Source organism: Sulfitobacter sp. 1A12779 (assembly GCF_043557315.1).
In the GTDB taxonomy this organism is placed as follows: Bacteria; Pseudomonadota; Alphaproteobacteria; order Rhodobacterales; family Rhodobacteraceae; genus Sulfitobacter; species Sulfitobacter faviae.
Genome location: NZ_JBIFFU010000008.1, coordinates 104770 through 122911 on the forward strand (window position 1 = coordinate 104770; position 18142 = coordinate 122911).

Genomic DNA, 18142 nt, shown 5'->3' on the forward strand with positions numbered 1-18142 from the left:
CACGAGGGCCGCCCCTTAGGCGACCCCTGCGATGTGATAAAGTGAACGCTTCCGGGTCAGGCCGTGGCCTTCTCCAGCTTTTCTTGTGCGCCCATCCAAAGCGATTCCGCGCGGTCCAGCGCCTCCATCACCTCGGCGTATTTCTTGTTCCAGACCTCAAGCTCACCGGTTTTGGCGTCCTCATAGAGCGCGGGATCGGCGAGTTTCTTGGCGAGCTTGTCGCGCATCTCGTTGATCTTTTCCATCCGCGCTTCGGCCTTGCGGACCTCGCTGCGCAGCGCCAACACCTCATCGCGGCTGGCGCGTTTGGGCTTGGGCGCTTCTTTCGGCTTGGCGGGGTTCTTGCTGACCGGCTTTTCCGGCGTCAGCAGCATTTTGCGATAGGCTTCGAGGTCTTCCTCATAGGGTTTGACCGTGCCTTTCGACACCAGCCACAACCGGTCGGCCACCAGCGACAACAGGTGCATATCGTGGCTGACGAGGATCACCGCGCCCGAATAGCGCGTCAGCGCCTCCACCAGCGCTTCGCGGCTTTCGATGTCGAGGTGGTTGGTCGGCTCGTCGAGGATCAGCAGATGCGGGGCGTGCAGCGTCGCCAAGAGCAGCGAGAGCCGCGCCTTCTGCCCGCCCGAAAGCCGCCCAACCTCGGTCTCGGCCTGTTCGGGGCCAAGGCCGAAGCCCGCAAGCTGCGCGCGCAGTTTCGATTGCAGCACGCCGGGGCGGGCGGCGATCATGTGTTGCAGCGGGGTTTCCTCGACAATCAGCTCATCCACCTGATGCTGGGCGAAGAAACCGACGCGCAGCTTGGAGGAATTGACCTGCCGCCCGGCCATCAGGGGCAGGCGGTCCGACAGCAGTTTCGCCAGCGTCGACTTGCCCTGACCGTTCTTGCCCAGAAGGGCGATCCGGTCGTCTTGGTCGATGCGCAGGTTCAACCGCGTGAGCACCGGGTTGTCGTCGCTGTAGCCGACTGCGCCGTTCTCGATGTTGATGATCGGCGGCGAGAGTTCCTCGGGCTCGGGGAAGGTGAAGACCTTGCGCGCCACGTCCTCAGGCGCGGTGATCATGTCCATCTTCTCGATCATCTTCAGACGCGATTGCGCCTGCTTGGCCTTGCTGGCCTTGGCCTTGAAACGGTCAACGAAGGCCTGCATGTGATCGCGACGCGCCTGTTGCTTCTTGGCCATCGCCGCCTGCAACGCGCGTTTCTCGGCGCGCTGGCGGGCGAATTGGTCGTAGGGGCCTTGGTAATAGGTCAGCTTGCGGTCTTCGAGATGCAGGATGCCGCCCACGGCGCGGTTCAACAGGCCGCGGTCGTGGCTGATGATCAGCACCGTATGGGGGTATTTCGCCAGATAGCTTTCCAGCCAGAGCGCACCTTCAAGGTCGAGGTAGTTGGTCGGCTCGTCCAAAAGCAGCAGGTCGGGCTGGGCAAAGAGCACGGCAGCCAGCGCCACGCGCATCCGCCAGCCGCCGGAGAAGGCGGAGCAGGGCATCTGCTGTTCTTCGTCGTCGAAACCAAGCCCCTTCAGGATCGAGGCCGCGCGCCCTTCGGCGGACCAAGCGTCGATATCGGCCAGACGGGTCTGGATGTCAGCGATGCGGGCGGGATCCTCGGCGGTCTCGCTCTCTTTCATCAACCGGGCACGTTCAACGTCGGCCTCCAGCACCGTGTCGATGAGCGAGGTCTCTGACGAGGGCACCTCCTGCGCGACGCCGCCGATCTTGGCGCGGGAGGGCAAAGAGATATCGCCGCTGTCGAGTGACAGCTCACCACGGATAATTTTGAACAGCGTCGTCTTGCCCGCGCCGTTGCGCCCGACGATGCCGACCTTATGCCCCTCGGGGATCACGGCGGAGGCTTCCTCGAACAGGGGGCGGCCTTCGACGGAGTAGTTGATTTCTGAAATGCGTAACATGAAAGCCGTTTGGAGCAAGCGGGGCCGAAGGTCAATCACGGCTTTTCATGGGCCAGACCCCATGCTAGGGAGCGCGCAAATCAACACCCGCTATGGAGTACAGCCAATGGCCCTCGAACGCACCTTCTCGATCATCAAGCCCGACGCAACCCGCCGCAACCTGACCGGCGCCATCGTCAAGAAATTCGAAGACGCGGGCCTGCGCGTTGTCGCACAAAAGCGCATCCACCTGACCAAAGCGCAGGCGGGCGAGTTCTACAAAGTGCACGCTGAGCGTCCCTTCTACGACGAACTGTGTGAGTTCATGGCCTCCGCGCCGATCGTGGCTCAGGTTCTCGAAGGTGAAAACGCCATCGCGAAAAACCGCGAAGTCATGGGTGCGACCAACCCTGCCGATGCGGCAGAGGGCACCATCCGCGCAGAATTTGCTGAAAGCGTTGGCGAAAACTCCGTTCACGGTTCCGACGCGCCGGAAACCGCAGCGGTTGAGATCGCTTACTTCTTCTCCGGTTTGGAACTGGTTGGCTAAGCCACCGTTCTTCGGAAAGACTGAAAGGGTCGCCTTGGGGCGGCCCTTTTTCTTTGGCGATCAGTTATTGAGCGTCGGGTGGTGCGAGGACATGCGCCCTTCGACATTGCCCATCGGCGGGACTTTGGCAGCTTGGTCTTTCAGGTGACGCTCCAGCAAGTCGACATTGCGCAGTTTCGACTTCCAACCGATATCGAAAAGGTCACCGACCAGCGGGACGGAGCCGATCACATAGTCGACCCCGGTGTTCACCAGCATTTTCGCCAGCACATTTTTCGGCGCGCCCATGCGGTGCGATTCTTTCAGGATATAGGCTGCGGGCAGAAGGGCGAGCGTATCACCCACCACCGGCACGAGGCCCAGAATCGAATCCCATCCCATCCGCACGCCGACGATCGGCAGCTTATAGGCGCTGTCCATACTGACGGCCAAACGGCGCAGACGGGCGAGGTCAGCTTCGTGAGAGGGGGTATGGGGTTTCATATCTGTCCTTGCGTGTTGCTCTAGGCGGCAAACGCATGGTCCGGCCCCAAAGTTCCCCCCATCCACCGGCCCCATCCGGTGCGCGGGGAGCGCCGTTCAAAGGCTGGCGTAGTCGGTGATCAGCGGCGTGGGGCGCTGCGGTGGTTGGGCCGAGGTGCCGTTCGGCTTCGGCGCAGGCTTTGGTTTTTGCGGTTGCGGCGTTCTGTCTAGTCGGGCCATCGGGTAGCTCCTTTGCTGCTCGCTGGGGTTTGATGTCTCTCACCCCTGCAACCAGCTTGGGCGCGGTTCGGGTCCGTAAATGGGCCAGATTGCGCCCAGAATGGGGCATTTGTTGCGATTTTGCGACGGAAACGCCCGTATTCCCCTATGAGTTGAGAGTGAAATGCGCCTCTGCCTGCAAGGTGCCCTCTGGGGCAACACGCCCCCGGCCTGTCAGATCGACCAGATGCGCCAGCACGTTTCGGGTGGCCGCCCCCAAGAGCGCGGCAGGCGTTTCGGTATAGATGGCGCGGGCGAGGTCCTCCGCCGTCGCGGGCCCGGCAGCCAGCGCGTCGAGGATCGACACCTCCCGCGCGCGACGATGCGCCACCAACCAGTCGAGCCGCGCGTTGGGGTCGCTCACCGGGGCGCCGTGACCGGGATAGAACACCCGCCATTGCCGCGCGCCCAGCTTCTCGCAGGAGGCCATGAAATCAGTCAGGTCCCCATCAGGGGGCGAGACGAGGGAGGTCGCCCAGCCCATGACGTGATCTGCCGTCAGGCAGGCGTCCCCCCAAGCGAGGCTGACGTGATTGCCGATATGGCCCGGCGTGTGCAGCACTTCCAGCGCCCAGCCGTCCCCCTTCAGCACATCCCCATCGGCCAGTGTGTGATCGGGGCGAAACCCGTGGTCCACGCCTTCACCGCCGCCCATCAGCCCCGCCTCGGCCAGCCCCTGCATCACCGCCGAACGGCCCGCCGTGGCCTCACCAAAGGCCCAGACCTCGGCCCCCGTACGCGCGGCTAGAGGGCGGGCGAGCGGCGAGTGATCCAGATGCGTATGGGTCACGATGATATGACTGATCCGCTGCCCGGGCTGGATCGCGGCGAGGATCGCCTCAAGATGTGCGGGGCTGTCGGGGCCGGGGTCGATCACGGCCACGTCGGTCTCGCCCAAAAGATAGGTATTTGTGCCGCGATAGGTCATCGGTGAGGGGTTGGGCGCCACGATCCGCCGCAGCCCGGGTTCCAAGGTTTCGGTAAGGCCAATCTCGGGGTCGGAGTTGTCGGGCGGCAGCATGGTTTCACCTTTCGCTGGGGCAGGGGGCTGGCTAAGGTCTAGCCATGAATTTTGCCTGGCTCAAACGATATGTGCCGCGCGGCATCTACGGACGCGCCGCGCTGATCCTGCTGTTACCAGTGGTGTTTTTGCAGTTGGTCGTCGTGGTGATCTTTGCGCAGAGGCATTTCGAAGGTGTCACCGGCCAGATGACCGATACGGTCCTGCGGGAACTGGAACTGGTGATGCTGGCGGTCGGCACGGCCCCCGATGCACAATCCGTGCCCACGGCGGTTGAGGCGCGGGCGGGTCCGCTTGATTTCGTGGTGACCCCCGCCAACCGTCCGCTGCCTGAAAAGGACAGCATGCTGTGGTACGACTATTCGGGCCGCGTGCTCATCCCGCGGCTGCGCAGCAAGATGGACGGGATCGAAGCGGTGGACCTCAGCGATGATGATTTCGTCGTGCTCTATATCGAAAGCGTGCACGGGCCGCTGCGAATCCAGTTCGAGCGGCGGCGCATCTCGGCCTCGAACCCGCATCAGCTTTTCGTCTACACCGTGTTTTTCGGCGTCCTTTTGAGCTATATCGCCACGATCTATCTGCGCAATCAGCTGCGCCCGATCAAACGTCTGGCCCGCGCGGCGGAGGCCTTTGGCCGGGGGCGGCATGAGCCCTATACCCCGACCGGCGCCATCGAGGTCCGCGCGGCAGGCAACGCCTTCGTCGACATGCGCGCCCGGATCGAGCGGCAGATCGAGCAGCGCACGCTGATGCTCTCGGGCGTGAGCCACGACCTGCGCACGCCGCTGACCCGGATGCGCCTTGGCCTGTCGATGATCGACGAGGAGGACGCAGCCCCGCTGCTGGCCGATGTGGATGACATGCAACGGATGCTGGACGAATTCCTGAACTTCGCCAAGGGCGCCGCTGAGGGTGAGCCCGAAGAGGTGGCCCCGCATGGGTTCGTCAGCGCTATTGTCGAAGACGCGCAACGGGCCGGGCGCAAGGTCACGCTGCTGCCGCCCGAGGGCGCGGGCGAGGGGATCGTGAAGCTGCGCAGGGTCGCTATGCGCCGGGCGGTGGACAACCTGATCTCCAATGCCGTGCGCTATGGCACGCAGGCCGAAGTCTCGGTCATGCTGAGCGATCGCACCCTGCGCATCCGGGTCGAAGACGACGGCCCCGGCATCCCAGAAGCGCGGCGGGACGAGGCGACGCGGCCTTTCTCGCGGCTCGATCCTGCACGCAATCAGGACAAGGGCGGCGGCGTGGGGTTGGGCCTTGCCATCGCCTCCGACATCGCACGCGCCCATGGCGGGGTGCTGCGGCTCGGGGAATCGGAGCGGCTCGGCGGGCTGCGCGCCGATATCGTCATCGCGCGGTGACCCGGCGGCATGATTGTGCCATGCGCCCGGCTTTGCCACAGTGAGGTGACCCTAATACGGAGCGCAGCGATGACCCCCTATGACATGATCAAAGCCCATCTCGACACGGCCGTACCCTTTGCCGCCCATGTCGGGGTGAACCTGCTGGAGATCGCAGACGGCACCGCCAGCGCCGAACTGGTGCAGCGGCATGAAACCTCGAACCACATCGGCACGCAACACGCGGGCGCGATGTTCACGCTGGGCGAAGCCGCATCGGGGGCCGCCATGGCCGGGGCGATTGCACCGGTGATCATGGACATGCGCCCCGTGGCGGCCATGGGGCAGATCATCTTTAAAAAGATCGCCGAAGGCACGCTGACCGCCCATGCCCAAACCTCGCGCCCCGGGGCCGACCTGCTGAGCGCGCTGCAAGAAGACGGCAAAGTCGCCTTTGACGTGGCGGTCGACATCCAGAATGAGGCGGGTGAGACGGTGGTCGAAATGCAGGTGAACTGGCACGTCAGCGCCAAACGGTGACGGCCACGAAAGGCGGGGGGCGGAAGTATGGTAGGCCCGGCAGGACTTGAACCCGCAACCAAAGCGTTATGAGCGCTCTGCTCTAACCAATTGAGCTACAGGCCCGCCATGAGCGTTTGGGTATGACGCCGCAGGCCGAGCGTCAAGACATTAGCTGCACCAAATGATTGCAGTGGGCCGCGCAATACTCTAACTCCGCGCGCAAGGGAAAATGCGCGCCGGGGGCCATGACCATGACAAAATCCGACAACGGAATCACCTATGCCGAAGCAGGCGTGGATATTGACGCAGGCAACGCGCTTGTAGAGCGGATCAAACCGGCGGCGAAATCCACCGCACGGCCCGGCGTCATGTCCGGCCTCGGCGGCTTTGGTGCGCTGTTCGATCTCAAAGGCGCAGGCTTCACCGATCCGGTGCTGGTCGCGGCGACCGATGGCGTGGGCACCAAGCTGCGCATCGCGATCGACACCGGCAATGTCGACAGTATCGGCATCGATCTGGTTGCCATGTGTGTCAACGATCTGGTTTGCCAAGGGGCCGAGCCGCTCTTCTTCCTCGACTATTTCGCCACCGGCAAACTGGAGCTCGACAGCGCCGCGCGGATCATCGAAGGCATCGCCAAGGGCTGCGCTGATTCCGGTTGTGCCTTGATCGGGGGCGAGACGGCTGAAATGCCGGGCATGTATCACGCGGGCGACTTCGATCTCGCTGGTTTCTCGGTCGGCGCGATGGAACGCGGAACCGAGCTGCCGCGCGACGTGAAAGAGGGCGACGTGCTCTTGGGTCTGCCGAGCGACGGGGTGCATTCCAACGGCTACAGCCTTGTGCGGAAGATTGTCGAGCGTAGCGGTCTGGGCTGGGGCGACGCTTGCCCATGGGGCGAAGGTGATCTCGGCAATGCGCTGCTCACACCCACGAAACTCTACGTCAAAGGCGCTGTGGCGGCTCTGCGCGCGGATGCCGTCTCGGCTCTGGCGCATATCACGGGCGGTGGCCTGACCGAGAACCTGCCACGCGTGCTGCCTGTGGGCCTCGCCGCTGAGATCGACCTCAACGCATGGGAATTGCCGCCGGTCTTCAAATGGCTGGCTGCCCAAGGCGGCATGGCCGAGGCCGAGATGCTCAAGACCTTCAACGCCGGGATTGGCATGGTCGCCGTGGTCGCCGCCGACAAGGTCGAAGCCGCCAAAGCCGCCTTTGCCGAGGATGGCCATAGCGCGATTGAGATTGGCCGCATCACCACCGGCAATGGCGTCACCTATTCCGGCGCGCTGCTTTGACCAAGCGGGTTGCAATTTTCGTCTCGGGCGGTGGCTCCAACATGCGGGCGCTGGTCGAGGATATGACCGGCGACCATGCAGGCCGCCCCTGTCTGGTGCTGTCAAACAACGCGGATGCGGGCGGGATCGCTTGGGCGCAGGGGCAGGGGATCGCGACCGAAGTGGTCGATCACCGCCCCTTCGGCAAGGACCGCCCAGCCTTTGAGGCGGCGCTAAGTGCCGCGCTTGAGGCCCATGCACCCGACATCATCTGCCTTGCCGGTTTCATGCGCAAATTGACCGAAGGGTTTACCGATGCTTGGGCGGGGCGGATGATCAACATCCACCCCTCGCTATTGCCGAAATACCGCGGGCTGCACACCCATGCCCGCGCGCTGGAGGCTGGCGATACCGAACATGGCTGCACCGTGCATGAGGTGACCGCCGCACTGGATGACGGTCCGATCCTCGGTCAGGCCCGCATCCCCGTTCTGCCCGGCGACACGGCCGAGAGCCTTGCCGAGCGGGTGCTGGTGCAGGAACACCGCCTTTACCCCGCCGTGCTGCGCCGTTTCGCCGCTGGTGAGCGGGAGCCGGTCTTGCTCACGGGCTGACGCTGGTCAAACCCTCTCGCGTGATGTACCTCTTTGGCAAAGCCCGATGACCGGGCGTGCAACTTGTCAAAGAGCATATATGAAAACCATCACCACGACCGCCGACCTCGCGCAATTCTGTGAAGAGGCTGCGCGCCATGATTACGTGACCGTCGACACGGAATTCCTGCGTGAGCGGACCTATTATTCCAAACTCTGCCTTGTTCAGCTTGCCATGCCCGGCACCGATGACAGCAACGCCGTTTTGGTCGATCCCTTGGCCGATGGCATCTCGCTAGAGCCGCTGTACGATCTGTTCCGCGACACCTCGGTGGTCAAGGTCTTCCACGCCGCGCGGCAGGATCTCGAGATCTTCTATGTCGATGCCAAAGTCTTTCCCAAGCCGCTGTTCGACACGCAGGTCGCCGCGATGGTCTGCGGCTTTGGGGAACAGGTGGGTTATGAGACTTTGGTGCGCAAGATCGCGCATCAGTCGCTCGACAAGACCTCACGTTTCACCGATTGGTCGCGCCGCCCGCTGACCGAGGCGCAGAAGACCTATGCGCTGGCCGACGTGACCCATCTGCGCCAAATCTACGAATTTCTGGCCCGCAAGCTTGAACAGACCGGACGCGCGCGGTGGGTGGCCGAAGAGCTTGAAACGCTGCTCAGCCCCGACACCTATGTCACCCAACCGCAGGATGCGTGGAAACGGGTCAAGACCCGGACCAATTCGCCCAAGTTTCTGGCGATCGTCCGCGAGTTGGCGGCCTTCCGTGAGGATTACGCCCGCAGCCGCAACATCCCGCGCAACCGGGTGTTCAAGGATGACGCGCTGGTCGAATTGGCGAGCCTCAAGCCATCGAACGGCGAAGAGTTGAACCGCGCCCGGCTGTTGCTGCGCGAGGCCCGCAAGGGCGAAATCGCCGAAGGTATCCTGAAGGCTGTGACCGCAGGCGTGGCCTGCAAGCCTGCCGACATGCCCCAGCCCGACCGCAAGCGCGACAAGCTGCAAGTGAACCCGGCGCTGGCCGATCTGCTGCGCGTGCTGCTCAAGGCCAAGACCGAAAGTGCGGGCGTCGCGGCCAAGCTCATCGCCTCGGCCAGCGATCTCGACATGCTCTCGGCGGGGGAGCGTGACGTGCAGGCGCTGCGCGGCTGGCGGCATGAGGTCTTTGGCGCCGATGCGCTGCTGCTCTGCGAGGGCAAGATCGCCTTGGCCGCGGATGGCAATGACGTGAAAGCGGTCAAAGTCTGAAACGAAAAGAGCCGCCCAATCAGGGGCGGCTCTTTCTCAATAGAGGGCATGCGGCGTCCTAGCGGCGCGAAACCAGCGCGTTTAGCTGCCCTTCGACGCGAATCTCGCGCACCCCGGCCAGCATCTGATCGGTCAGGCGACGGCCGGCAATCACTTCGCGCGTGGGGCGGCTGCCTTGCGGGGTGGCCTTGTCGGGCCGGACCCCTTCCAAACGATAGGTCAGAACACCGTCTACGGGCGTCTCATCCGGGGTCGCGGGGGTCAGGCGCACCTTGTAGATTCCTTGGCGTGCCGCCAGCCCGGTGGCGCGCAGAATCGCACCGCCCGGCACCGGCTCGATGGTCAGATCGGTAATCTGCTCAAAGGGGCGCCCCTCATAGGTGTCGACCTCAACCGCGCGCCGCGCGAACAGCCCGCTGCGCTGCGGGATCAGGGGGTTCGTGCTCTCCGCCGGGGCGGCCTCAACCGAACGGGCGGGGCCAAACCAATTCAACGGATTGATGCGACTGTCACGGACCGTGCCGCAGGCGGATACCAAAAGGGTCGAAGCCAAAAGAGCGAGGATTGTCTTGCGCATGGGAACCGCCGTTAAGTTTACTTGCCTTGTGCTACCCCATCCCGCCAGCCTTGGGAAGGGGGTGGACCTTTGCCCATGGGCATCCTACCTGTCAGGCAATGGAATTCACCCGAAGAGAGTGCACAGATGGCCACGCCCGCCTTTGAAGAACTGGTCGAGGATTTCGAGTTTCTGGACGATTGGGAAGACCGCTATCGCCATGTGATCGACCTTGGCAAAGCGATGGAGCCGCTGCCCGAGCCGCTGCGCGTCCCTGCGACTAAGGTCGACGGCTGCGCCTCTCAGGTTTGGCTGCACGCACAGTTCGAGGGCGGGAAACTGCATTTCGACGGCGCCAGCGATGCGATGATCGTCTCAGGGCTGATCGCGGTTTTGCGCAAGCTTTACAACGGCTTGACACCTAGCGAGGTAGGCGGCGTCGATGCCAAGGCGGAACTGGCGCGGCTGGGGTTGAACGACCACCTCTCGGCGCAGCGCTCGAACGGATTGCGCGCGATGATCGAGCGGGTGCGCGAGACGGCAGCGCAGGAAGCGTAGCGCTCAGAGGGCGCGCAACGCGCGCGCCAAATCCCCGTAACTCGTAAAGCGCCGCTCGAACGCAAGGCCGAGCCGTGCGGCGCAGTCTTGGGCCTTTTCGGTCAGCGCCGGGTCATCCGTCTGCGCCTGATAGACCAGTTTCTCGTAATTGCCGAAATACATGTCGCGCAGCTCGGGATGCCGATCGAGGCCCATGGGTTTGATGATGAAAGCGTCGAACTGCCGGACCAGAAAATCGGTGAGATAGAAGGTGGTGATCTCATCTTCGGCGGTTTTGGCAAAGCTCTCGTTGCCTTGGAAGAAGCTGTAGCAATGCGGCCCGGCGACCATCTGCACGCCCATCTCTTCGCAGGCGCGCTCCAGACCGCCGCCCGTGCCGCAATCGGCGTAGACAACAAAGAAATCGTCATAATCCGCGCGGTGCTTGGCGACCGTATCACGCACCGCCTGCGTGATCTTTTCCGGGTAGAGGTGATATTTCGCGGGCAGGCAGGTCAGGTCCAGATGGGTCCAACCGTTGGCGGCTTTCAGGTCCAAAATCTCACGCGCCAGCGCCCCGCAGGCAATCAGCAAGATACGGCCCGCGCGGGCGGGCGCGAGCCCGTCTTGGGTCAGGGTCCGGTCATCTGGCAGCGGGGTGTCATTCATGTCGATACCATCGCATGCCATCGCGCCTCAAGCCAAGCGGGCAGGGGCGAAACGCTCAGGCGTTGGCCGAATTATGTCGACGGCCCATCCAGTCTTTCGCCGTCTCCACCGCCACGGCGGCATCCCGGCAGTAGGCATCGGCACCGATGGCCTTGCCGAATTCCTCGTTCAGGGGCGCGCCACCGACCAGCACAATATAGTCGTCGCGCTTGCCCTGTTCGACCAGCGTGTCGATCACCACTTTCATATAGGGCATGGTCGTGGTCAGCAGGGCGGACATGCCAAGGATATCGGCCTTTTCCGCTTCGAGCGCTTCGAGATAGGCTTCGACCGCGTTGTTGATGCCCAGATCGACAACCTCGAAACCCGCGCCTTCCATCATCATGCCGACGAGGTTCTTGCCGATGTCGTGGATATCACCTTTGACGGTGCCGATCACCATCTTACCGACACGCGGCGCGCCGGTTTCCGCAAGCAGCGGTTTGAGGATGGCCATGCCGCCCTTCATCGCATTGGCAGCCAGCAGCACTTCGGGCACGAAGAGGATCCCGTCGCGGAAATCGGCGCCGACGATGGTCATCCCGCCGACCAGCGCCTTGGTCAGGATCTCATAGGGTTCCCACCCGCGGTCGAGCAGGATTTGCACCCCTTCTTCGATCTCTTCCTTGAGACCGTCATAGAGGTCATCGAACATCTGCTGGACCAGTTCTTCGTCGTCCAACTCGGCCAGGATGATATCGTCTTCTTCCGACATGGTGTTTCCTTCTGCTGGGCGTGCAGGTGCATGACACTTGAGCCCTTGTCTCACGGAATGTTAGCGCCGGGGTCGCGGTTTGCGACATCGGCCGCGCCTTGCGCGACGCCTTGGGGGCAAACTACTGCTTTTTGCGGTGTAAGGACAAGGGTTTGCACGAGGTTACTTGCCGATGTTCGCGCAATGTTCTAACCTTCTTTCATGGATAGGGAAGACCAGCGATTTCGCGTGCTTGGCCGCGCGGCAGGCAGCAATGTTGCGGGCCGGTTTGAGCGTCATAGCCGCGTCGCCGAAGATGACGGTTGGGCGCGTGACGAGGTGCTTCCGGTGCTGCGCACCCAGACCAGTATCGAGGTGCCGCGCCGGGTGATCACCTACAACCGCTCGCCGGATTTGCCTTTTGATCGGTCGATCAACCCCTATCGCGGCTGCGAACACGGCTGCGTTTATTGTTTCGCGCGGCCCAGCCATGCCTACCTCGGCCTGTCGCCGGGCTTGGATTTCGAAACCCAGTTGATCGCCCGCCCCGAAGCGCCGGAGGTTCTGGCGCGGGAGCTCCGGTCGAAGCGCTATCAGGTCGCGCCCATCGCGATCGGCACCAACACCGATCCCTATCAGCCGATCGAAAAGACCCACGGTATCATGCGAGAGTGTCTTGAGGTGTTAGCCGCGTTCAATCACCCGGTGGCGATCGTCACAAAGGGCAGCCTGATCGAACGCGACATCGACATCTTGGGCGACATGGCAGGGCGCGGATTGGCGGCTGTCGGCATTTCAGTGACCACGCTGGACGCGAAGCTCAGCCGCCTGATGGAGCCGCGCGCGCCCGCGCCGCAGCGGCGGTTGCAGGTGATCCGAAAGCTGGCTGAGGCGGGGATCCCCGTGCGGATCATGGCATCGCCGATGATCCCGGCGCTGACCGACCCGGAGTTGGAGGCGATCCTCACCGCCGGGCGCGAGGCCGGCGCGCGGCACGCAAGCTGGATCATGCTGCGCCTACCGCGAGAGGTGTCGCCGCTGGTGCAGGACTGGCTGGCCACCCATTACCCGGACCGGGCCGAGCGGATCATGGCGCGCTTGCGCGATATGCATGGCGGCAAGGAATATGACGCGGGCTGGCACAAGCGGATGCGGGGCGAGGGGCCATATGCGCAGATGGTGGCGCAACGCTTTGATCTGGCGGTGAAGCGTTTGGGGCTGGCCCGTTCCGGCGTGCCGCTGCGCTGTGATCTGTTTCGACCGCCCTCCGAAAAGGGCGATCAATTGAGCTTGTTCTGAGCCTCAGCCCCGGCGGCGCCCGCGGCGCGGTGCGCGGGTGGGGCCTTGGCCATCGGTGCCATCGCTTTCGGAAGAGAAATCGCCGATCTCTTCGCGGATCTGCTCCAACGTCGGGGCCGGGCCTTTTTCGGTGCTATCGAGCGCCTCGCGCATGGCGACCAGATGCTCGGGCAGGGTGCCGCAGCAGCCGCCGATGATGCTTGCGCCTGCGTTGCGGGCCATCACCGCATAGCGTGCCATCAACTCGGGCGTGCCGTCATAGTGGATGTGGCCTTCGACGTATTTCGGAATGCCTGCGTTGCCTTTCGAAATGATCGGCAGCGTGCCGTTTTTCGCGGCAAAGCCAAGCACGGTGCGCAGCAAGTCAGAGGCGCCGGTGCCGCAGTTGGCGCCATAGGCCAGCGGCATGTTGTCGAGCCCATGCACCAAGTCGACCATCCCTTCGGAGGTCAGCCCCATCATCGTGCGGCCCGCGGTGTCAAAGCTCATCGTGCCACACCACGGCAGACCGGCAAGCTGGAACCCCTCAGCAGCGGCGCGGTATTCTTCGGGGGCGCTGATCGTCTCCAGCCAGCCGATATCGGCACCGCCTGCTTTGAGGCCATCGGCGGTCTCGTGGAACATCTCGACGGCGAGGGAATGCGACAGGGTGCCCACAGGCTCCATGATCTCACCCGTGGGGCCGACAGAGCCTGCAACGATCACCTTACGCTCGGCAGTATCGGCCACCTCGCGCGCTAGTTCGGCGGAGACGCGGCTCAGTTCATGCACGCGGTTCTGCGCGTCGTGCAGCTTGAGACGGGCGGCATTGGCGCCGAAGGAATTGGTCAGGAACAGATCGCTGCCCGAATCCACCGCGAAACGGTAGAGCTTGGTGATCTTGGTAGGCTCGTCGGTGTTCCACAATTCGGGCGCATCGCCCGACATCAGCCCCATGTTGAACAGATTGGTGCCCGTGGCCCCATCGGCGAGCAATGTGCCCTTTTCAGCGAGAAGATCGGTGAATGCGTTGCTCATGGGGGCTCCTGTTGGGTCTGGGAATTTCGCCTGATGTCATGGCGGCCACTTGGGGGCAATCTCATAATATTCATCTTCATTATGAGGGCAGGTGGGAAGGCTGCGCCCCGGCGCCGAGACCGGGACGCAGGGTGTCAGCTTGTTTCGCTCAGCAGTTGCGCCTTGGCCTCGGCCATCAGGCTTTGCATCTTGCCGCGGATCGTCGCCTCATCCGCGCGGTCGCCCAGATCGCCCGAGACTTTGCGATAAACGTCTTCGTCGCCCGCCTCTTCGAAATCGGATTTCACGACCTCTTTGGCATAGTCCTCGGCATCGCTGCCGGATTTGCCCAAAAGTTCAGCAGCCCAGAGGCCCAGAAGCTTGTTGCGCCGCGCCTCGGCGCGGAATTGCATGTCCGCGTCGTGGGCGAACTTGCTTTCAAAGGCATTTGCACGGTCGTCAAAGTTGCTCATGGCGGGGCTCCGATTGCTGCGGTTACCCTTTCGATATGCGAACGCGGGCCCGTTCTCGCAAGTGGTGGGGCAAAGGTGGCGGGCCATGCTTGCAGCAGCGGGGTGCTTGCACTAAGAGAAGCGCAAGCGGCGGGGATGTTCCCGGCCCCCTGTTGGAAAGGATGCCCATGGCCCGGCGCAACAAGATCTACGAAGGCAAGGCAAAGATCCTCTATGAAGGTCCCGAGCCCGGTACGATCGTTCAATATTTCAAAGACGATGCCACGGCCTTTAACGCCGAGAAGAAAGCCACGATCGAAGGCAAGGGCGTGTTGAACAACCGCCTGTCCGAGTTCTTTATGACTGGCCTGAACAGCATCGGCGTGCCGACGCATTTCATCAAACGCCTGAACATGCGCGAACAGCTCGTGCGGCAGGTTGAGATCATTCCGCTGGAAGTGATTGTGCGCAACTATGCCGCCGGTTCCATGTCCAAGCGCCTTGGCATCGAAGAGGGCACACAGCTGCCGCGCCCGATTGTCGAATATTGCTACAAGGACGACTCGCTCGGCGATCCACTGGTGACAGAAGAGCATATCGCCGCATTCGGCTGGGCCAGCCAGCAAGACATGGACGATATCCTGAGCCTTGCGCTGCGGGTCAATGACTTCATGTCGGGCGTGATGATGGCCGTCGGCATCAAGCTGGTGGACTTTAAGATCGAGATTGGCCGCGTTTACGACGGTGACTTCCAGCGTCTGATCGTCGCCGATGAGATCAGCCCCGACAGCTGTCGCCTGTGGGACATCGAAACGGGCCAGAAGCTCGATAAAGACGTGTTCCGCCGCGATCTCGGCTCGCTCACCGATGCCTATACCGAAGTGGCCAAACGCCTTGGCGTCATGCCCAAGAACAATGCGCCGGTGACAAAGCCGACGCTGATCAACTAACGCGGCTTCGCCGTTCAATTTGCAGATGTTACAAAGGGGTGTCGCGCCATGAAAGCACGGGTGCATGTGATGCTGAAGAACGGGGTGCTCGACCCTCAGGGCGAAGCGGTTCGCCACGCGCTCGGAGCCTTGGGCTTTGACGGGGTGAACGGTGTGCGTCAGGGCAAGGTGATCGAACTTGACCTCGCCGAAGGCACCTCCGAGGCCGATGTGAACGCCATGTGCGAAAAGCTCTTGGCCAATACGGTGATCGAATCCTATTCGGTGGAGCTGGCCTGATGCACGCAGCGGTGGTTGTCTTTCCCGGGTCCAATTGCGACCGCGACCTTGCCGTGGCTTTCAAAGCCGCGGGTGCCAAGGTCTCCATGGTCTGGCACAAGGACAGCGAACTGCCGCAAGGCGTTGATATCGTGGGGATCCCCGGCGGGTTCTCCTATGGCGATTACCTGCGCTGCGGGGCCATCGCCGCGAATTCGCCGATCTGCCGCACCGTGGCGGCCCATGCGGACCGGGGCGGCTATGTGCTGGGCATCTGCAACGGTTTTCAGGTACTGACCGAAACCGGCCTGCTGCCGGGCGCGTTGCTGCGGAACGCAGGGCTAAAGTACATTTGTAAGACTGTCGGTCTCAAGGTTGAGACCACGGCGAGCGATTACACCAGCGGCTACACCGCTGGTCAGGTCATCGACATTCCGATCGCCCACCACGACGGCAACTATTTCGCGGATGACGAGACGATTGCGAAACTGCGCGGCGAAGATCGCGTGGCCTTCAGCTATGCCGAGAATCCGAATGGCGCGCGCGATGACATCGCGGGCATCCTGTCGGAAAACCGCCGGGTGCTGGGCATGATGCCGCATCCTGAGCGGGCAGCGGAAGCGGCGCATGGCAATACGGATGGGGCGGCGCTCTTCCGCGCATTGACCGGTGCTTTGCAAACCGCCTGACTTGAGTGCGGCGCGCGGAGCGCGTAGGTTGCCGCGATGAGTGATACATCCGGTTCCGAAGGCAATAGCATGGCCGTATCCTGGCGGGTGCGGTTCGCCATCGCGGCGCTGATGATCCTCGCCGTGGTGACGATTTCGATCACCAACAAACTGCTGACCGACCGTTTTACCGAAAGCACCCGCAACCGCGCCGAACTGCGCATCGCGCTTTATAGCGGCAACCTGCTGGCGGAACTGCGCCAGAATGCCATCGTGCCGCAGCTTTTGGCGCGTGACCCCACCTTGATCGGGGCGCTGCAAACGGCGGATTATTCCCTATCGACGCAACGGCTTATCTCCTTCGTGGAAGAGATCGGCGCCGCCTCTTTGATGCTTTATGACATCGACGGGCGTACCGTTGCGGCGACCGACCGCAACCGTTTGGGCTCCGCGCATAAATCCGAGCCCTATTTCGTCGACGCCATCCGCTCCAACGCGACGATCTTTTCGACGATTGAGCGGGAGCAGGGCGGCTATCGTTTCCTCTATTCGCGGCGGATGCAGTCGGGCGGCACGACCCTTGGCGTGATCGCGGTCGAGGTCGACTTGCAGAAGTTCGAGCGCGCATGGGCCGGGATTTCCGACGCGGTGATCGTCATGGACAGTACCGGCCAGATCATCCTCGCCACCGAGCCGCGCTGGCGCGGCCTGACCGAACCCGAAGCCTTGGCCAACCACACGCCGCAAAGCGCCATTGAGCGCGCCATCCAAGCCACCACCGATTGGACCGCGCTGCCGCCCGATGCCTATTTGCAGGGCGAAGCGGTGATGCGTCTGGAAAACCGGATTCCGTTCCGGGGCTGGCGGATGAGCAGTTACACCACCTATGCCTCCGTGCGTGAAAAGGTGAACGGCGTGCTGGCGCTTGAGGTGATGGGTTTTGCGATCCTGCTGGCCTTGGCGTTCTACTTCCTCAGCCGCCGCACGGCCGGAAGGCTGGCGATCTTCCAACGGGAATCGGCAAAACTCAGGGCGCTGAACCTTGCCCTGCAACGTGAGATTGCCGAACGAAAGCGCGTGCAACAGACCCTCGCCGTGGCCGAACAGACCCTTGAACAGTCATCGAAACTCGCCGCCTTGGGCGAGATGTCCGCCGCCGTCAGCCATGAGTTGAACCAACCGCTTGCCGCGATGAAGACCTATTTGGCGGGCGCGCGTTTGTTGCTCAATCGCAACCGGCAGGATGAGGCGCTGTCGTCCTTTGGCCGCATCGACGACCTGATCGAACGGATGGGCGCGATTACCCGGCAATTGAAATCCTATGCCCGCAAGGGGCAGGAGGCTTTCTCTCCGGTCGACATGGGCGCGGCGCTGGCATCGTCCCTGTCGATGATGGAGCCGCAATTGCGCCAACGGCAGGTCCAGATCAGCCGGATTCTACCCGATAATCCCGTCATGGTGATGGGAGACCGTATGCGGATCGAGCAAGTTATGGTAAACCTGTTAAGAAACGCATTGGACGCAACAAAATCGGAACGAAACCCTCAGGTGGACATTATACTATCAGCGGGGGAGACGGCGACATTGACCGTGCGCGACAATGGCCCGGGGATCGAAGACTTGGACGCGCTGTTCGAACCTTTCTACACGACCAAACAGCCCGGCGATGGCGTGGGGCTGGGTCTTGCCATTTCATCGGGGATCGTCAACGACCTCGGCGGGAGGCTGACGGCGCGCAACGGACAGAACGGTGGCGCTGTATTTGAAATGCAGCTGCCCATATTGGCAGATGAAACGAAGATAGAAGCGGCGGAGTGA

General features: G+C 62.8%; 21 protein-coding genes and 1 tRNA gene. 12 read left to right on the top strand and 10 right to left on the bottom strand.

The genetic code is table 11. From position 1 onward, the window contains the following. Positions 1 to 56 precede the first annotated feature (56 nt). A complete protein-coding gene (locus tag ACGYLQ_RS11345; protein ID WP_209217743.1) occupies positions 57 to 1919 on the bottom strand; it encodes an ABC-F family ATP-binding cassette domain-containing protein in 1863 nt (620 codons plus the stop codon). 106 nt (positions 1920 to 2025) lie between these two features. Here ACGYLQ_RS11345 and ndk point away from each other — a divergent pair, with 106 nt between their 5' ends. Then, on the top strand, positions 2026 to 2448 hold the full coding sequence (ndk, locus tag ACGYLQ_RS11350) for a nucleoside-diphosphate kinase (protein WP_067266630.1): 423 nt from the start codon (positions 2026 to 2028) through the stop codon (positions 2446 to 2448). A 60-nt stretch (positions 2449 to 2508) separates the two neighbouring features. Here ndk and ACGYLQ_RS11355 read toward each other — a convergent pair whose 3' ends face one another. The 3 genes from ACGYLQ_RS11355 to ACGYLQ_RS11365 form a co-directional block, all read right to left on the bottom strand. Beyond that, positions 2509 to 2931, bottom strand: a complete 423-nt coding sequence (locus ACGYLQ_RS11355) for a DUF4112 domain-containing protein (RefSeq protein WP_394443042.1) — start codon at positions 2929 to 2931, stop codon at positions 2509 to 2511. Positions 2932 to 3027: 96 nt separating this feature from the next. Beyond that, a complete protein-coding gene (locus ACGYLQ_RS11360; protein ID WP_269451603.1) occupies positions 3028 to 3150 on the bottom strand; it encodes a hypothetical protein in 123 nt (40 codons plus the stop codon). A gap of 145 nt (positions 3151 to 3295) precedes the next feature. Next, on the bottom strand, positions 3296 to 4210 hold the full coding sequence (locus tag ACGYLQ_RS11365) for an MBL fold metallo-hydrolase (protein ID WP_394443044.1): 915 nt from the start codon (positions 4208 to 4210) through the stop codon (positions 3296 to 3298). 44 nt (positions 4211 to 4254) lie between these two features. Here ACGYLQ_RS11365 and ACGYLQ_RS11370 point away from each other — a divergent pair, with 44 nt between their 5' ends. Then, positions 4255 to 5577, top strand: a complete 1323-nt coding sequence (locus tag ACGYLQ_RS11370) for an ATP-binding protein (RefSeq protein ID WP_394443046.1) — start codon at positions 4255 to 4257, stop codon at positions 5575 to 5577. Positions 5578 to 5646: 69 nt separating this feature from the next. Then, positions 5647 to 6096, top strand: coding sequence for a DUF4442 domain-containing protein (locus ACGYLQ_RS11375; RefSeq protein ID WP_394443048.1), 450 nt, complete (start codon positions 5647 to 5649; stop codon positions 6094 to 6096). Between the two features lie 28 nt (positions 6097 to 6124). On the opposite strand, the gene ACGYLQ_RS11380 is transcribed toward ACGYLQ_RS11375, so the two are convergent. Next, positions 6125 to 6201: transfer RNA gene (locus ACGYLQ_RS11380), tRNA-Ile, on the bottom strand. 128 nt (positions 6202 to 6329) lie between these two features. Between ACGYLQ_RS11380 and purM the strand changes: the two genes are divergently transcribed. The 3 genes from purM (at position 6330) to rnd (ending at position 9206) form a co-directional block, all read left to right on the top strand. Further along, complete coding sequence (purM, locus tag ACGYLQ_RS11385) at positions 6330 to 7376, top strand: phosphoribosylformylglycinamidine cyclo-ligase (protein WP_394443050.1); 1047 nt, start codon at positions 6330 to 6332, stop codon at positions 7374 to 7376. After that, positions 7373 to 7969 (top strand): phosphoribosylglycinamide formyltransferase, encoded by a 597-nt coding sequence (purN, locus tag ACGYLQ_RS11390; RefSeq protein WP_322327694.1) that lies wholly within the window; start codon positions 7373 to 7375, stop codon positions 7967 to 7969. Before purM ends, purN begins: the two co-directional genes overlap by 4 nt. A gap of 79 nt (positions 7970 to 8048) precedes the next feature. Further along, the gene (gene rnd / locus ACGYLQ_RS11395) at positions 8049 to 9206 is read left to right on the top strand and encodes a ribonuclease D (protein WP_394443052.1); all 1158 of its coding nucleotides are present in this window, start codon (positions 8049 to 8051) and stop codon (positions 9204 to 9206) included. A 58-nt stretch (positions 9207 to 9264) separates the two neighbouring features. Here rnd and ACGYLQ_RS11400 read toward each other — a convergent pair whose 3' ends face one another. Beyond that, on the bottom strand, positions 9265 to 9783 hold the full coding sequence (locus ACGYLQ_RS11400) for a hypothetical protein (protein ID WP_394443054.1): 519 nt from the start codon (positions 9781 to 9783) through the stop codon (positions 9265 to 9267). Positions 9784 to 9909: 126 nt separating this feature from the next. Between ACGYLQ_RS11400 and ACGYLQ_RS11405 the strand changes: the two genes are divergently transcribed. Beyond that, positions 9910 to 10320 (top strand): SufE family protein, encoded by a 411-nt coding sequence (locus ACGYLQ_RS11405; RefSeq protein WP_067266648.1) that lies wholly within the window; start codon positions 9910 to 9912, stop codon positions 10318 to 10320. 3 nt (positions 10321 to 10323) lie between these two features. On the opposite strand, the gene ACGYLQ_RS11410 is transcribed toward ACGYLQ_RS11405, so the two are convergent. Together ACGYLQ_RS11410 and ACGYLQ_RS11415 are read right to left on the bottom strand one after the other, a co-directional pair. Next, positions 10324 to 10968: a DUF1638 domain-containing protein gene (locus tag ACGYLQ_RS11410; protein ID WP_394443056.1), complete on the bottom strand. Its 645-nt coding sequence runs from the start codon at positions 10966 to 10968 to the stop codon at positions 10324 to 10326. A 55-nt stretch (positions 10969 to 11023) separates the two neighbouring features. Beyond that, complete coding sequence (locus ACGYLQ_RS11415; RefSeq protein ID WP_067266651.1) at positions 11024 to 11722, bottom strand: B12-binding domain-containing protein; 699 nt, start codon at positions 11720 to 11722, stop codon at positions 11024 to 11026. Between the two features lie 201 nt (positions 11723 to 11923). Between ACGYLQ_RS11415 and ACGYLQ_RS11420 the strand changes: the two genes are divergently transcribed. Then, entirely contained in the window at positions 11924 to 13000 is a 1077-nt protein-coding gene (locus ACGYLQ_RS11420; RefSeq protein WP_394443058.1) for a PA0069 family radical SAM protein, read from the top strand. 3 nt (positions 13001 to 13003) lie between these two features. Here ACGYLQ_RS11420 and bmt read toward each other — a convergent pair whose 3' ends face one another. Together bmt and ACGYLQ_RS11430 are read right to left on the bottom strand one after the other, a co-directional pair. Beyond that, positions 13004 to 14017 carry a betaine--homocysteine S-methyltransferase gene (bmt, locus tag ACGYLQ_RS11425; RefSeq protein ID WP_394443060.1) on the bottom strand — a complete coding sequence of 338 codons (1014 nt, stop codon included), beginning with the start codon at positions 14015 to 14017 and terminating at the stop codon, positions 13004 to 13006. Between the two features lie 134 nt (positions 14018 to 14151). Continuing rightward, a complete protein-coding gene (locus tag ACGYLQ_RS11430) occupies positions 14152 to 14469 on the bottom strand; it encodes a DUF1476 domain-containing protein (RefSeq protein ID WP_209217756.1) in 318 nt (105 codons plus the stop codon). 167 nt (positions 14470 to 14636) lie between these two features. Here ACGYLQ_RS11430 and purC point away from each other — a divergent pair, with 167 nt between their 5' ends. From purC to ACGYLQ_RS11450, 4 genes are read left to right on the top strand one after another with little or no spacing between them, the layout of a single operon-like run. After that, positions 14637 to 15398 carry a phosphoribosylaminoimidazolesuccinocarboxamide synthase gene (gene purC, locus ACGYLQ_RS11435; protein WP_067266657.1) on the top strand — a complete coding sequence of 254 codons (762 nt, stop codon included), beginning with the start codon at positions 14637 to 14639 and terminating at the stop codon, positions 15396 to 15398. Positions 15399 to 15446: 48 nt separating this feature from the next. Beyond that, complete coding sequence (gene purS, locus ACGYLQ_RS11440; RefSeq protein WP_067266658.1) at positions 15447 to 15677, top strand: phosphoribosylformylglycinamidine synthase subunit PurS; 231 nt, start codon at positions 15447 to 15449, stop codon at positions 15675 to 15677. Next, positions 15677 to 16345 (top strand): phosphoribosylformylglycinamidine synthase subunit PurQ, encoded by a 669-nt coding sequence (purQ, locus tag ACGYLQ_RS11445; RefSeq protein ID WP_394443062.1) that lies wholly within the window; start codon positions 15677 to 15679, stop codon positions 16343 to 16345. Before purS ends, purQ begins: the two co-directional genes overlap by 1 nt. Before the next feature lie 36 nt (positions 16346 to 16381). Beyond that, positions 16382 to 18142 carry an ATP-binding protein gene (locus tag ACGYLQ_RS11450; RefSeq protein ID WP_067266661.1) on the top strand — a complete coding sequence of 587 codons (1761 nt, stop codon included), beginning with the start codon at positions 16382 to 16384 and terminating at the stop codon, positions 18140 to 18142.

Excerpts from the sequence above, each read along its gene's own strand:
- rnd (WP_394443052.1), top strand. The coding sequence starts at position 8,049 with ATGAAAACCATCACCACGACCGCCGACCTCGCGCAATTCTGTGAAGAG.
- purS (WP_067266658.1), top strand. The coding sequence starts at position 15,447 with ATGAAAGCACGGGTGCATGTGATGCTGAAGAACGGGGTGCTCGACCCT.
- ACGYLQ_RS11365 (WP_394443044.1), bottom strand. The coding sequence starts at position 4,210 with ATGCTGCCGCCCGACAACTCCGACCCCGAGATTGGCCTTACCGAAACC.
- ACGYLQ_RS11450 (WP_067266661.1), top strand. The coding sequence starts at position 16,382 with ATGAGTGATACATCCGGTTCCGAAGGCAATAGCATGGCCGTATCCTGG.
- ACGYLQ_RS11430 (WP_209217756.1), bottom strand. The coding sequence starts at position 14,469 with ATGAGCAACTTTGACGACCGTGCAAATGCCTTTGAAAGCAAGTTCGCC.
- purQ (WP_394443062.1), top strand. The coding sequence starts at position 15,677 with ATGCACGCAGCGGTGGTTGTCTTTCCCGGGTCCAATTGCGACCGCGAC.
- ndk (WP_067266630.1), top strand. The coding sequence starts at position 2,026 with ATGGCCCTCGAACGCACCTTCTCGATCATCAAGCCCGACGCAACCCGC.
- ACGYLQ_RS11400 (WP_394443054.1), bottom strand. The coding sequence starts at position 9,783 with ATGCGCAAGACAATCCTCGCTCTTTTGGCTTCGACCCTTTTGGTATCC.
- ACGYLQ_RS11410 (WP_394443056.1), bottom strand. The coding sequence starts at position 10,968 with ATGAATGACACCCCGCTGCCAGATGACCGGACCCTGACCCAAGACGGG.
- purM (WP_394443050.1), top strand. The coding sequence starts at position 6,330 with ATGACAAAATCCGACAACGGAATCACCTATGCCGAAGCAGGCGTGGAT.
- ACGYLQ_RS11415 (WP_067266651.1), bottom strand. The coding sequence starts at position 11,722 with ATGTCGGAAGAAGACGATATCATCCTGGCCGAGTTGGACGACGAAGAA.
- ACGYLQ_RS11345 (WP_209217743.1), bottom strand. The coding sequence starts at position 1,919 with ATGTTACGCATTTCAGAAATCAACTACTCCGTCGAAGGCCGCCCCCTG.
- ACGYLQ_RS11355 (WP_394443042.1), bottom strand. The coding sequence starts at position 2,931 with ATGAAACCCCATACCCCCTCTCACGAAGCTGACCTCGCCCGTCTGCGC.
- ACGYLQ_RS11375 (WP_394443048.1), top strand. The coding sequence starts at position 5,647 with ATGACCCCCTATGACATGATCAAAGCCCATCTCGACACGGCCGTACCC.
- ACGYLQ_RS11370 (WP_394443046.1), top strand. The coding sequence starts at position 4,255 with ATGAATTTTGCCTGGCTCAAACGATATGTGCCGCGCGGCATCTACGGA.
- bmt (WP_394443060.1), bottom strand. The coding sequence starts at position 14,017 with ATGAGCAACGCATTCACCGATCTTCTCGCTGAAAAGGGCACATTGCTC.
- ACGYLQ_RS11420 (WP_394443058.1), top strand. The coding sequence starts at position 11,924 with ATGGATAGGGAAGACCAGCGATTTCGCGTGCTTGGCCGCGCGGCAGGC.
- ACGYLQ_RS11405 (WP_067266648.1), top strand. The coding sequence starts at position 9,910 with ATGGCCACGCCCGCCTTTGAAGAACTGGTCGAGGATTTCGAGTTTCTG.
- purC (WP_067266657.1), top strand. The coding sequence starts at position 14,637 with ATGGCCCGGCGCAACAAGATCTACGAAGGCAAGGCAAAGATCCTCTAT.
- ACGYLQ_RS11360 (WP_269451603.1), bottom strand. The coding sequence starts at position 3,150 with ATGGCCCGACTAGACAGAACGCCGCAACCGCAAAAACCAAAGCCTGCG.